This window comes from uncultured Gemella sp. (genome assembly GCF_963525875.1).
Taxonomy (GTDB): Bacteria; Bacillota; Bacilli; order Staphylococcales; family Gemellaceae; genus Gemella.
Map to the genome: position 1 here is coordinate 1 of NZ_CAURMG010000038.1, position 14,427 is coordinate 14,427.

The following is a 14,427-nucleotide window of genomic DNA, read 5'->3' on the forward strand; positions in this document are numbered from 1 at the left end:
ACGAAGAGACGACGAAATATTTAGATATAGCGTATGCAACAGCAACTTAGTTTTTTAGGAAGAATGACGATAAAAACTTTAGTTGCCACTGCTGGGGTAGATCTTAATATTTCTAGGAACGCAGTGACGACAAGATACTTACAGTGGCTACTAGCAAAATATTTCGTCATTTCATTCCTTATATTTTGAGTAGCTGTTGTCTAAGTTACTCGATAAGGTTTCTTATCATCTTTTTGATTCAAGAAACCTAACGATTAACTCATAGCTACAGCGTATGCACCAGCAACTTAGTTTTTAAGGAAGAATGACGTGAAAAACTTTAGTTGCCACTTCTGGGGTGTACTTTACTATTTCTAGGAACGAAGAGACGACGAAATAGTTAGATAAGTAAAAGTGTAATATTTCACAAAATTTGTTAAGTCGCTCCCACAGCGTATGCAACAGCAATTGAAGATTTTCAAGAATGAAATATACCCTTCAAAATCATTATCACCTCTCTAAAGGCTCATTATGTCTTCTTTTAAGGTTTACATAAACTTGATTAAGTATAATAAACTACAAGAAGTATAATATATTTGAGCATAGGTATAAAACTTTTATAGTATTTTCTATAAAAATAAATTAAAGAAAAAAGCGAGGAATTTTTTATATGTGTGGAATTGTAGGATTTGTTGGAGAAGCAAATGGAGTTAAATTTTTAATCGATGGACTTAGCAGCCTTGAGTATCGTGGATACGACTCAGCTGGTATTGCTGGTGTCGTTAATGGAGAAGCTAGCGTTACTAAGTCTGTAGGTCGTATTAAAAATTTAGAAGCCCTAATACCTGAAGGACTTCACCTAGAATTAGGTATTGGTCATACACGTTGGGCTACTCACGGTGGAGTTAACACAACTAACTCTCACCCTCACCAAAGCTTCAACAAACGTTTTATTTTAGTTCACAATGGAGTTATCGAAAACTTCCAAGAACTTAAAGAAAGATTTTTCAAAGGTGTAGAGCTTGTTTCTGAAACTGATACTGAAGTTATCGTTCAGTTAGTACAAATTTATAGTGATCGCGGTCTTGACACTAAAGAAGCCTTCAAAAAAGCTGTATCTAAACTTCAAGGTTCTTATGCCCTTTGTTTAATCGATACAGAAGATAAAGATACATTATATGTAGCAAAAAATAAAAGTCCACTTCTTATCGGACTAGGAGAAGAAAACAAAAACTATGTCGGTAGTGATGCTTTAGCAATGATTAAGTACACTAACAACTTCTTAGAAATCAATGACGGTGAGTTTGTTATTGTAAAAAAAGATAGCGTAACTATCGAAGATAAAGAAGATAATGTTATAGAGCGTGAAAGTTTCTCAACTAATTTAAACGCTGGAGAAATCGATAAAGGTATCCACGAACATTACATGATTAAAGAAATACACGAACAAGTAGGAGCTATGCGTAATATCATCTCTCACTACTTCGATGGACATGATATTAATATTGATAGCGAAATTATTAACAACGTAAAAGATGCTGATAGATTATATATTATCGGATGCGGTACTAGTTATAATGCTGGTTTAGTAGGAAGAAACTATTTTGAAAAATGGGCTGGTATTCCTACAGAAGTACACTTAGCATCAGAATTTGCTTATAACGTACCATTATTATCTAAAAAACCAATGTTCATCTTTCTTTCTCAATCAGGAGAAACAGCCGATCTTCGTGCAGTACTTACAAAATTACGCAGTGTAAATGAAGATTATAAATTCTTAGTACTTACTAACGTTGATGCTTCAACCCTATCTCGTGAATGTGATTATACATTATTACTTCACGCAGGTGTTGAGATTGCCGTTGCATCTACTAAGGCATATACTGCACAAATCGCAACATTAAGTATACTAGCATATGAGGTTGCTAAGCAAATTGCTAAACAACCAAAATTTGATATCGAACAAGAATTATCAGTAATTACTTCAGCAATAGAATCAATTTTAGATGATGCAAAAACTATAAAAAACTTAGCTAAAAACTTATTCACAGAACGTAATGCATTCTATATCGGACGTGGAATCGACTACTACAGTGCATGCGAAGCAGCCTTAAAACTTAAAGAGGTTTCTTACATTCAAACAGAAGGATTTGCCGGAGGAGAATTAAAACACGGTACAATCGCCCTTATCGAAGAAAGAACACCAGTAGTAGCTCTTATTACAAGCGCTAAATTAGATTTAAACACACGTAGTAACGTAAGCGAAGTGGCTAGCCGTGGTGCTAATACTCTAATCATTACATTAGAAAAATTAGCTCGTAAAGGCGACTACGCAATTCCAAACGTAAATGAAGATCTTGCTCCAATCGCAAGTATCGTAGTTACACAATTATTTGCATACTACGCAGCTTACACCAAAGGACTAGATGTGGATAAACCACGTAACTTAGCTAAATCAGTAACAGTAGAATAATAAAGCAATGTATAATTAAAACGGGAGCCTCAGTAAAATCGATAAAAAACGATTTTTGAGTCACTTCCGTTTTTATCTATGTTTTAAGTTTTTTTAAAACTTTTCTCTTTACAACTAGTTTACTTCAGTTTATAATAAACCTATAATAAATAAATTATTTATCTTCGGGGCAGGGTGAAATTCCCGACCGGCGGTTAAAGTCCGCGAGCGCAAGCTGATTTGGTGAAATTCCAAAACCGACAGTACAGTCTGGATGATAGAAGATATAGAATTAATAAACTTGCACATATAACCTTACTGCATATGTATATTTATCGTACAATGTATTGTGCAACGCTTATTTTTCATACCTTTCAGTCCCGCTTTAAATTTTTTAAAGTGGTATTTTTTATTTCTAATGAGTTTTAAATCATACCCTTTCAAAAATAATATTGCTGTTATTTTTTTGCCTATGAAGATAGGAAAGAGGATTTAATATGTACAAAAAAAATGTTCATTCACTTGTTTTAAGTGGAATGCTTGCAGTTATTGCTCTACTTCTATCTTTTTTTAGTTTTGCTGTGCCATTCTTGCCACCATTTCTAAAATTTGATTTCACATTTATACCGTTATTCATGGCGTTATTGTTATTAGGATATAAAGATGCACTTTTAGTGTCGTTCTTAAAAAACTTTCTACATTTCGCCTTGTTGTCGCATGAACCAATCGGTTCAATTGCTAATATCGTTGTAGAATTTACTTTTATTAGCATTATCGTATTATTCTACAAAAAAGGTACTACAAAAACTATTATTGGCGGTGTTTTAGGGACTTTAGTTATAACATTATTCATGTCTCTACTTAACTACTTCGTATTACTTCCAGCATACGGATATATTATGAATTTAGCCGATATTGTAACTAATGTGAAAACTATTGTAGCTGTTGGTATCATTCCATTCAACCTACTAAAAGGTGTTTTAGTAACTATTTTATTCTTCGTTACTAAAAGTGTTTATAAATCTATACCAGCTAGCATTCGAAGCCGTTTCGCATAATATTATAAAACCAATTAAATTAACCATGAAAAATCATCCATTACATTCACCTTACTGTAATGGATGATTCCTTTTTTATAAATTTCCTAAGAAATACTTAACATACTTATCCCAAAAAAATCCAAGTTAAGGGGGCAGAAAAATGAAAAAAATCATTTTCTGCCCCCTTAACTGCTATTTTTAAAACTTGTTATTACTTTTTATATACTCTAATAAATTTACATGTCTTATACCATTGTTTTGTTGGAGCAAATAATCGGTAGTCATTAGATATCTTGGATAATTATCTTTTATCATTTCTAATGGCTTAAATTCTCGAGCTGCCGTTTCTAAACTTTCATTTATAGTATACGCAACTTGAATATATGAATAATTCATATCTGAATCACGTAAGATAAAATCGCATTCTAACTTTCCTATTCTTCCAACACTAACACTATACCCATTACTTCTAGCATATACATACACAATATTCTCCAGAGCTGGACCATAATTAATTCTATTGTCCGTATTCATAGCGAAATAAAATGCTGTATCAGCCAAATAATATTTCTTTTCTCCTGCTAAAGAACGCTTAGACTTCATATCAAACCTATCACATTGATATAAAATTTTTGACTTCACTAATTCATCTATATATCTACTAATAGTTTCTCTCTTTATTATCAATCCATTTCCTTGTAAAGCTCTATGTATACTTGATACACTCAAAGTTGCTCCATAATTATTTATTACAAAATCTCTAACTACATTAAAAGCCTCAACATTTCTAACCTTTACCCTTTGTTTTATATCTTTTTCAAATATTTCTCTAACAATAGATGACACATACATTCTCTTATCTGCAATTTCATTTATAAAAATACTTCTTGGAAAACCTCCATCATGAATATAATTATTCAGCTCATATTGCAAATTATCATTAACAACTTTATTATAGAATCTTTTCATCTCCATATATTCAAAAAAATTTAACGGAAACATTTCTATCTCTATATACCTTCCAGTTAACTTAGTTACTAATTCTCCACTTAATAAATATGAGTTAGAACCAGTAATAAAAATAGAATAGTGTCCTTCTGTTCTATATGCATTAATTATTTCTTCAAAATTTTCAACATTTTGGATCTCATCTATAAATATATATTTTAAATTTTGAGTTACCGATAAATCATCAATTACTTCTTCCAATTTATCTGCATCTTTTACCTTTCTATACTTCTTACTATCTAAATCAATAAAAATTATATCTTCTTCTTGTACTCCTCTTTCTAAAAGTTCTAATCTGACAACCTCTAACAAAGAAGATTTCCCACAACGCCTAACACCTGTAATTACTTTTATTATATCTGAACTATCATAAAAATTCCTTATTCTTTTCAAATACAACTCTCTTCTATATAATTCCATTTCAATACCCCTAATAAAATGTTTTCTAAATAAATTTTAACATACTTATCCCAAAAAATCCAAGTTAAGGGGGCAGAAAAATGAAAAAAATAATTTTCTGCCCCCTTAACTGCTATTTTTTTAATAATTCATCTAGTTTTTCTGAATGTGCCACTTCTTCAATATTAATATCTTTTTCATTAAGCACTGTATCAATATTAAGTTTTTCATCATTATTGACAATTAATCTCGCATAGATTTTCTCTCCCACATTCCTAATGCTTTCATAGTCAATTTTATAATCATTAATTTTTGCCTTTGCAGTAAAAGCCAATTTATCCTTTTCTAAAATTAATTTCTCATAAAAACCTCGTGCATCCGCTGTTTTTACGATTCTTACTATTTCTTTATATTTAGGGTTATTTTTCATATAAATAACACCACCTATAGCTGCAAGAAATGTTACCGCTCCTAATATTCTTTTCCTCAATTTATACTTCCTCCTTATTCTATATTTTTCTATCAGAGTCTTTTAAACTCTCTCATTAGCAAACTTTTTAGTTATCTTTTATATTATACCTTTTCAGCTGTTTTTGCAATAGTATTTTATAAATTTCACATAATTTTATAGTAAAATTAATTTTTAATGTATTAATTACCAATACATCTTTCATACTATAACAACACATAAACTATAATATTAACTATATAACATTTATAATCGATAATAGTTATCTGTTATAATATTCTAATACGTGTGTTTTAATACAAAACATGATATAATCGTATATACTACACTATATAGAGAGGTTAAAAAATGAAAAAAGCTATTTTAGTTATGACATACGGGACACCTGAAGAATATTCATTCGAAGGAGTAGCTAACTTTTTCACCAATATTAGAAGGGGAAAAAGACCTGATGATGAAGAAATTAATACACTTTTAGAAAATTACCTTCGTATCGAAGGTTCTCCACTTCAAGAAATAACTCTTAAAGAAGTTGAGCTTCTAAAACAAGCTGTTCAAAATAACTATCAAGTATATTTCGCTAACAAATTCTCAAATCCTTATATTCCTGATATAATTTCAAATATGGAAAATGATGGTATCGAAGAATGCATATGCTTGATACTAGAACCACACTACTCATTCTATTCTATTATGGGATATGAAAAATTCATTAAGAGTAATAAAATCAAATTCAACATAATCAAATCTTGGTATAAAGAAGAAAAACTTATTGAGTTTTGGGCTGATGAAATTAAAAAAATTATTGAGGAAAAAGTAAAAAACGATAGTTTTAAAGTTATTTTTTCTGCTCATAGCGTTCCTGAAATCGCACTAAAATACAACGATCCATATGTTGACCAGATTTTTGATATGACTAAACTTATTGTTGAAAAACTAGGTTTAAACGAAGCTAATTATACAAATACTTGGCAAAGTGAAAGTGATATAGGTATGCCTTGGATTAAACCTGATGTTCTTGAATATTTAAAAGAACAAACAAATCATCCAAATCACTATATATTTGTACCTATAAGTTTTATCAGCGAACATATTGAAGTACTTTTTGATAATGATATTGAATGTCGTGAACTTTGCGAGGAATTTGGGGTTACTTATCATCGTCCTCCTATGCCAAACGACGATCCACGTTTAATTGAAGCTTTAGTATCAGCAATAGAAGTTAATAAAAATAATTCTTTTACTTATCACAATCCTGAGGAAACAACATTTAACGAAATGGATAAATCTAAAGCAGAAATGCCTGATTTTGTTAAAAAAATGTTAGAAAACAAAAAAGATGGTGATAAACCCGAAATGCCTGACTTTGTTAAAAAAATGTTGGCTAATAAAAAAGATGGTGAAAAAATTGAAATGCCTGATTTTGTTAAGGAAATGTTAGCTAATCGAAATAATGGAGATAAACCTAAGTTATCTAGTTTAATCAAGAAAACACTATCTCACAAAAATACTACTATTAAATTAAAAGTTCTCAAGTTTATAAAAAAAATAATAAATAAATAGTAGTATCTAATAAATTTTTTTCAAGATAAATACCAAAACTCTATTACCGTGAATTCGGCAATAGAGTTTATTTTTACATAAAAACTATAATTTTCTAATGTAATTAGCTTGCGCTAAATATTATTAAGTTATATATTTTTTTATTATATTTATTATAATCTAAATTATAATTTTACGTTTACATATAGTTAAATAGGTAAATTTTGTAGTGAGTTGTATCTTGAATTAAATAATTTTTTTCTTATAAATAGTTTAAAATACCATTGTTTTGTGTTATAATAAAAGTGAAATAAATGGAGGGATAAAATTATGAAAAATAATAAACTGCTATTGACTTTATCAAGCATTTTACTTTCTGCATCACTTGTAGGATGCAGTAGTGGAGATGGACTAAACCGATCTGCAAAAGACGGAAAAGAAAACGAAGTAGAAAAAGCATCAATCAAACTTGTTAAAGCTACAAAAACAGGAGATTACAACTTAATAAACGCAGATGAGTTAAAAAAATCAATCGATAATAAAGAAGATATGCTTTTAATTAACACTATACCTGCCGATCGATTTGCAAGCACAAAAATCAAAGGTGCAATTAACGCTGGTTTACCTAAAGAAATGAAAGATTTGAAACCAGAAGAAAAAGATGCATTTTTAAAAGCTCTAGGAGATAATAAAGATAAAAAAATAGTGATATACTGTGGATTTGTCGCTTGTGAGAGAAGTCACGTCGGAGCTGTACTAGCTAAAGAAGCAGGTTATAAAAATGTCTATAGATTCCCGGGCGGAATTGCCGCATGGTTAGATGCTGGAAATAGCATTGATAAATAACAATAAAACTTTGCATTTGTGGATAATAATGAGGATTTACCTCACTCTTGCAATATAATTGACATTTGTGGATAACAATGAGGATTTACCTCACAAATAATATAATTAGAAAATTTTAGAATAGTTATTTTGTTGGAATAACCCCTTTAAAATCCAGCAACCTCAATCAACAATTCCAATTTTTTATCCAAACAAACAATTTCGCCCTAAAATATAGGAGGTTTGACCAAATAAGTCAAACCTCTTTATTTTTTATTTTTAAATTTAAATATATCACTTTTAAATAGAGGAACATTATCAAAATACTCTCCTTTGTAAAAAGGATGGCATTTTAAAAGTCTCTTTACAGTTAAATAAGTTCCAAGAAAAAATCCAAATCGTTTATAACTTTCTACTGCATATGTAGAGCACGTAGGAGAAAATCTACACGTTGGTTTTGTATAACGTGAAATATATCGTCTATATAAGTTTATTAAAAAAATACAGAATTTCGCCATAAATTTGCTCCTTTCATCTTTAATTTTATCAACTTGTTAACTATATTTCAACTTATTTCAATTATTTTGTCATCTGACAATAGATATTGATTATCAATTATATTTTTTCACTATAGGAAACATTGTCAAATCAAGCTTCTTTTCAGAGAATAATTCTCAATAACTATTAAAAGTCTATAGACTTTACATCAGATGAGTACAGTGCTATAATTTAAACATAAAATCAAAAATAAAGGAGAAAATTTAAATGACACGTAAAACAGAATTAAACAAACTTGTAGCAAACTTAACAGTATTATACACAAAATTACACAGCTTCCACTGGTATGTAACTGGACGTAGCTTTTACACACTACACGAAGTATTTGAGAACTACTATAACTACACAACTGAATCTTTAGACGAAGTTGCTGAAAGATTATTAGCAATCGGTGGTCGTCCAGTTTCTACTCTAAAAGGAGCTTTAGAAATCGCAACAATTCAAGAGGCAACTGAAAAAGAAACAACTTCTGAAATGGTAGCAGCTGTATTCCACGATTTCGAATTATTAATTGGTGACCTTACTAAACTTATGAGTGTAGCAGAAGAAGAAGGAGATCAAGGTACTTCTGACTTAGCATTAGGATTAAAAACTCAATTAGAAAAAAATGCTTGGATGCTACGTGCTTACTTAGCAGAATAGGGGCTAACCCAAAAATCCTAAAGTTTAACAAAGTGTTTATGAAAACTCATAGACGCAGTGGTTTATTGATATCTAAATTCGCTTTATAAAAGCTTTTTAGATATCTAATAAACTTTGCGGGGGGGACTCGACAAAATCGATTTCTTTGAAATCACGATTTTTGAGTCACTCCCCAATAATTTTAAGACCGAGCTGCGGAGTTTACTACTCCACTACTCGGTCTCTTCTTTTATTTTATTCAAATACCTTGCTAGGCACTACGCCCTTTTCTATTAAGGATATTTAGATTTATAGCATCTACATAATAATTACTTATCTGTCCATCCTTATCACTTATTTCTACATTCCATGTCGGTATTAATACTTGGTTTTCAGTTTGCGAAATAAATGTATAGTAACCAAGAGTTGCTCTAACCCTACAATTTTTTGGAACTAAATCCTCATGATACAATCTATTTATAGCTTGACTAGAAGAGACTAACGTTTCGTTTTTGTCTTTTCTTATATTAGAAACTCCAGTTAAGGTGAAACTCTTTATCTCTCCATTACCTTCAACCTTAAACACGATTCTAGCATTTTTATTCGAAAACACTCTGAAACTATCAATTTGTTGTTCATAAATTATTTCATTTTTTGTAGAATTATAACTAGAGAAAATGTAATTTGCACTAAGTTTCATCTTTTCAAGTAAAAACGAATCTAATTCTGCCCTATAGCTATTTTTATTAACATTTGTTATGGCATTTTCTGAATTTACTTTTAACGTAGACGTTTTATCAACGTTTTCAACTTCATATTTTAGGCTACTGTCCTCTTTCCTTATATCTCTTAAATCAGAAATCGTCACATTAACATAACCTAAATTATCACGTTTTGTGGTATTTTCCTCTACTGTTATATTATCATTTTTCATAGCACGTTCTATTATTTCTTTTTCTTGCACTATTTCCGTCTTATTTTTCTGAACTGTATAGAAATAAAAAGTTAATAGCACAGCATTTAAAGCGACAAACAGGTAAATAAATAAAGTCTTCATTTTACCCCAATTCATAGTCTCTCTCCATTATTTATCATTTCTTTTATTTTTTTGAAACTAACATATCTATCATTATATTTCACATACCATGTAGGAACATAACTAAAACTATTTCTATCTTTGTTATACACCTTATCATATCCTAAGACAATATCACCAATTTCTTTAAGATTCACTTTGTCGTAAAGATAATTTATAACATACTCTGTTTTTTCTACAGAATATATTTCCGCTTCTTTCGACGACAGATAGGTCTTAGTTAATTTTTTCGGAGAAGTTAGTCTATATATACCACTACTATTATCCTCTGATATAATATCCGCATACCCATCTTTACTAAAAACTATCGATTCTTTATACGCTTCTTGGAAAATAGTTATCCCTTCAAGAGCTGTTGTAAGTTGATAGTTCGTATCTCCTACATAACCTAACTCTAAGAAACTCATTGTATTATTTATCGCTACAGTTGCTCCAACTTCACGACCACCTTCATTTGATGGATTTGTATATACTAATCTATTATTTATTAACCTTAATATTCCATAACCATCTGTTACTTCATCTTCATTACTTATTCTAAGATTATCTTTTTTCTCAAAAATATCTTTAGCCATTTTATTCAAGTTTACATCTTCAGCGCTGTATTCATCTATAATATCATCTTCATCAGATTCTTTTAAATATATGAACTTGTTATTCAAACTATACTTAGCATAATTTTGCTTCTTCTCATTGAATTTACCATCTATTTTGCTATATATTTCATCTTTTAAAGTGATTTGAAGATAGTTTTTATCGTCCTTCTTATACAAATAAATCATATTAGGTCTATCTTTTAATAACACTATCGTATCAAACTCTAAACTGATATTAGAATTTTCTCCAGAAAAGAACAACGGCTTAACCAAAGATGAATCTAAAGTCACCTGATAATTTATTAAAATCTTCTCAATATTATTCGTTGTAATTTCTTCAATATTACGGTTTCTAACCCTAGATTCTACACTCTCACTATCAGAAAGCATAGATAACAAATCTTTCAAGACTTTTTTATTCTTCACAGCGTCGACACTCGCAACCTTCGTTATCGAATTTTGCACTATCGGTTCTTCTCTAGATCCCGCATAGTTTTTCACCATACTATCCGGTATTAGAAAATTCAAAAGATTATTTTTATTTGAATCCACAGCCTTTTGTGTGGCTCTTTTCGTGAAAATTTCATAATCTGGTTGATAAGTAATAATAAGATAAGATAACGTCAAACTCAGTAAAACTAGTAAACCTAATACAACTGATTTTGCAGTTTCTTTCCTTTTACTTTTCATACTATTTACCTCTATAACCATTCATCATCGATTTGTTCACAAGGCAATGTAACAAATATTATACTTCCATACCCTTCTCTACTTTGCGCCCAAATACGACCTTTATGAGCCTCTACAATAGTCTTAGCTAAGGCTAATCCTAAACCTGTTCCACCCATACTTCTTTGTCTACTTTTATCAACTCTATAAAACCTATTGAAAATTTTATCAATATGCACCAGCGGTATTCCTACCCCTTCATCTTTTATAGAAATACTAACCCTGTTATGGTGATAATTTTGTCTAACTCTTATAGTAATATTCTTACCATTTGGTGAATATTTTATCGCATTATTGACAATATTATCAAATACCTGTGTAAGCTTATCTTGGTCTCCTTCTACAAATATCGGTGTCTTAGATATATGTTTTATAAAGTTTTTCTCTGGATGAGTCAATGCAAATCTATCTGTAATTTGCTCAAGAAGTTTGTTTATATCAATAAACTCTTTTTCATAATGTTCTTCTTTAATATCCATCTTACCAAGTTGCATAAGCTCATTTACCATTCTTATCATACGTGTAGTCTCTTTATGAATAGTATCAATAAATTGCGGGGCAAGCTCTTTATCCTCGAGCACACCTTCTTCTAACGCCTCAATATAACTATTCATCGTTGTTAAAGGTGTTCGAAGCTCATGAGATACAGTTGATACAAACTCGCGGCGTTCTTTTTCTTGACGTTCTTGATCTGTTACATCATAAAGTACGATTATATACCCTTCTAACTCGGTAGACATCTGAGTTAGATCCTCAGTATCTTCTTTTTCTATCTTAGAAATCTCTGCACGTAAAAGCAATTCCTCATCGCTTTTAGAAGCTGTAACTAAAAGACTATCTTCAGCCTCTAGTATCTCTTCTATACTCTCATACTCTGTAATATTAAGAATCTTCAGCACATCTTTTCCGATAAAAATTTCATCATCACGTCCACCCAACATATCCTCAGCACTAGTATTTATTAGAATTATTCTTCCATTATTATCCGTTGTAATAATCCCATCCATCATACTCTCGATAATAGTCGCTAGTTTCCTACGTTCTGTCTCCGTTACCGCCTGTTCTTCTTCTATCCTTTTAGAAATCTGATTAAATACTTTTGCTAAATCTCCAATCTCATCATCAGCATCTATCCCAACTACCGTTCCATAGTTTCCTAAAGCCATTTTTTTAACCTGTGAACTCATTTTTTCGATGGAACTCGTTACAGTTTTCGAAGCTACAAACCCTATAACAGTAGTAATTAAAATTGATAAAATAGTTCCTACTATAAAGATTTTAGAAATACTGTTTACCTCTTGATAAACACTTTCTATATCAGCCATAAGTGAGATAACACCTACTACTTCATTATCTTTTTTTACTGGACTCACATAAATCCAAACACGCTTATTACTATCCGTATTGTTTTGAATCTGTTTTGTACTCTCTCCTGTTTTAATAACCTGACTTACCAAAGGATCAAAAGACCTTTTAGCAAGATACTCATCATTTCCATTTTTCGATGAGGTCGCCAAGATTTTCGAATCATTATCTATAACATTTACTAATAATAACTTTTGAATATTAAACTCACTGACTAGTTTCGCTATTCCACTTTTTGAATCATAAGTACCACTTGTTGATTCTCTTCTTTCAAGATTATTTTCTAAAGTCTTAGAATTGTCGTCATTATTGCCGCTTACTTTATCAAGTTCCTCACGGACGTGATAATTCAGAATTTTTTCTTGTTCAATAATGTTTTGTTCAAATGTATTTATATTACTGTTTCTTAATTGCGTTGTAAAGAATAATCCGATAAGTTGTAAAGAAATTATATTTACCAATACATACACTATTACAAACTTAGTTCGAATTGATGAAAAGAATCTTTTCTTAAATTTCTTCTCGAAAAAACTCATTATTCTTCACCTATAAAGTAACCAACACCACGACGTGTCATAATATATTCAGGTTGTGATGAATCATCTTCTACTTTTTCACGTAATCTTCTTACAGTCACATCAACTGTTCGAACATCACCGAAATAATCATAACCCCATACTGTTTGCAATAAATTCTCACGTGTTAATACTTGACCACGATGTTGAGCTAAGTAGTAGAATAAATCAAATTCTCTTCTTGTTAAATCCACCTCTTCACCGTTTTTCTTAATAACATACGCTTCAGGATAAATAACTATATCCTTAATCACAAGATCACTACCATTTTTCTCTTCAACAACTTCCTCTTGTTGTTTAGTAACACGACGTAAATTCACCTTAACCCTAGCCATTAGCTCACGTGTTGAGAAAGGTTTAGTCACATAATCGTCAGCTCCGAATTCAAGCCCAAGAACCTTATCAATCTCACTATTTTTCGCCGTTAACATAATAATAGGTATATTCTTTTTAGCACGTACCTCTCTACATACTTCCATACCATCTTTCTTAGGCAGCATCAAATCTAATAAAATTAAATCTGGATTTTCATTAAAAGCTAATTCTACAGCCTTTTCTCCATCATTAGCCACAATTACATCATAGCCTTCTTTTTTCAAATTAAAATCTAGTATATTAGCAATCGGTTCTTCATCATCGACTACTAGTATTTTATATTCAGCCATCTCTGTCCTCCTTAGGTCCATACTAAGTATTAAAAATTTTATACTCTTGTTATTTTATATAAAAACACTCTAAAGTATACTTTTTTATTGAAATTAGTTTATATTTTAAACATCTTTTAAAGATATAAATATATAAAGCTATCTATATTATATCATTTTTTTTTGATAAGTTACAAGTTTAAGCAAACGATTAACTTCCTATCACTTAAAGATAACAGATAAAACAAAAATGAAATTATCCTAAAAAATTTGTTTTATATTACTTTATTAGCATGCTCTTATCATTATTAAAATAAAAAATTCTCAGCCATAAAAATTACTAGCTGAGAATTATACTTTACTAAAAATTACTCCAAAAAACAAAACAAGAAAATTATCTGTACGGTAAATTTTTATATCATTTCTCTTTTTTGGGCAATATTTTCTAATATAATCTGTATAAAGAATTCAAAAGGTACATTGTAAAATTAAGTGCATAAAAGAATATAGAAAAAAACATACAATAACG

At 30.1% G+C, this 14,427-nt stretch carries 12 protein-coding genes and 1 riboswitch; of the genes, 5 read left to right on the plus strand and 7 right to left on the minus strand.

The features are described from left to right. Positions 1–649 precede the first annotated feature (649 nt). Together glmS and RWQ73_RS06485 are read left to right on the plus strand one after the other, a co-directional pair. Positions 650–2,452 carry a glutamine--fructose-6-phosphate transaminase (isomerizing) gene (gene glmS, locus RWQ73_RS06480; protein WP_314407468.1) on the plus strand — a complete coding sequence of 601 codons (1,803 nt, stop codon included), beginning with the start codon at positions 650–652 and terminating at the stop codon, positions 2,450–2,452. Between the two features lie 156 nt (positions 2,453–2,608). Further along, positions 2,609–2,721, plus strand: a riboswitch (FMN riboswitch). A 207-nt stretch (positions 2,722–2,928) separates the two neighbouring features. Then, a complete protein-coding gene (locus tag RWQ73_RS06485; RefSeq protein WP_314407470.1) occupies positions 2,929–3,489 on the plus strand; it encodes an ECF transporter S component in 561 nt (186 codons plus the stop codon). Between the two features lie 180 nt (positions 3,490–3,669). Here the strand turns inward: RWQ73_RS06485 and RWQ73_RS06490 are convergent, their stop codons facing one another. Together RWQ73_RS06490 and RWQ73_RS06495 are read right to left on the minus strand one after the other, a co-directional pair. Continuing rightward, positions 3,670–4,899, minus strand: a complete 1,230-nt coding sequence (locus RWQ73_RS06490; protein ID WP_314407472.1) for an ATP-binding protein — start codon at positions 4,897–4,899, stop codon at positions 3,670–3,672. 112 nt (positions 4,900–5,011) lie between these two features. Further along, a complete protein-coding gene (locus RWQ73_RS06495) occupies positions 5,012–5,368 on the minus strand; it encodes a DUF1310 family protein (RefSeq protein WP_314084604.1) in 357 nt (118 codons plus the stop codon). Positions 5,369–5,695: 327 nt separating this feature from the next. On the opposite strand from RWQ73_RS06495, the gene hemH reads away from it, so the two are divergent. Both hemH and RWQ73_RS06505 read left to right on the plus strand, forming a co-directional pair. Then, complete coding sequence (gene hemH, locus RWQ73_RS06500) at positions 5,696–6,910, plus strand: ferrochelatase (protein ID WP_314407474.1); 1,215 nt, start codon at positions 5,696–5,698, stop codon at positions 6,908–6,910. 309 nt (positions 6,911–7,219) lie between these two features. Further along, positions 7,220–7,735: a rhodanese-like domain-containing protein gene (locus tag RWQ73_RS06505; protein WP_314407476.1), complete on the plus strand. Its 516-nt coding sequence runs from the start codon at positions 7,220–7,222 to the stop codon at positions 7,733–7,735. A gap of 245 nt (positions 7,736–7,980) precedes the next feature. Here RWQ73_RS06505 and yidD read toward each other — a convergent pair whose 3' ends face one another. Continuing rightward, entirely contained in the window at positions 7,981–8,232 is a 252-nt protein-coding gene (gene yidD, locus RWQ73_RS06510) for a membrane protein insertion efficiency factor YidD (protein ID WP_314407477.1), read from the minus strand. A 247-nt stretch (positions 8,233–8,479) separates the two neighbouring features. Between yidD and RWQ73_RS06515 the strand changes: the two genes are divergently transcribed. Beyond that, complete coding sequence (locus RWQ73_RS06515; protein ID WP_314407479.1) at positions 8,480–8,914, plus strand: DNA starvation/stationary phase protection protein; 435 nt, start codon at positions 8,480–8,482, stop codon at positions 8,912–8,914. 250 nt (positions 8,915–9,164) lie between these two features. On the opposite strand, the gene yycI is transcribed toward RWQ73_RS06515, so the two are convergent. From yycI to yycF, 4 genes are read right to left on the minus strand one after another with little or no spacing between them, the layout of a single operon-like run. Beyond that, complete coding sequence (yycI, locus tag RWQ73_RS06520; protein WP_314407481.1) at positions 9,165–9,965, minus strand: two-component system regulatory protein YycI; 801 nt, start codon at positions 9,963–9,965, stop codon at positions 9,165–9,167. Continuing rightward, the gene (gene yycH / locus RWQ73_RS06525) at positions 9,962–11,275 is read right to left on the minus strand and encodes a two-component system activity regulator YycH (RefSeq protein ID WP_314407482.1); all 1,314 of its coding nucleotides are present in this window, start codon (positions 11,273–11,275) and stop codon (positions 9,962–9,964) included. The genes yycI and yycH overlap by 4 nt, the downstream gene beginning before the upstream one ends. An 11-nt stretch (positions 11,276–11,286) precedes the next feature. Next, positions 11,287–13,215: an ATP-binding protein gene (locus RWQ73_RS06530; protein ID WP_314407483.1), complete on the minus strand. Its 1,929-nt coding sequence runs from the start codon at positions 13,213–13,215 to the stop codon at positions 11,287–11,289. Beyond that, positions 13,215–13,919, minus strand: a complete 705-nt coding sequence (gene yycF / locus RWQ73_RS06535; protein ID WP_314407484.1) for a response regulator YycF — start codon at positions 13,917–13,919, stop codon at positions 13,215–13,217. The genes RWQ73_RS06530 and yycF overlap by 1 nt, the downstream gene beginning before the upstream one ends. Positions 13,920–14,427 lie beyond the last annotated feature (508 nt).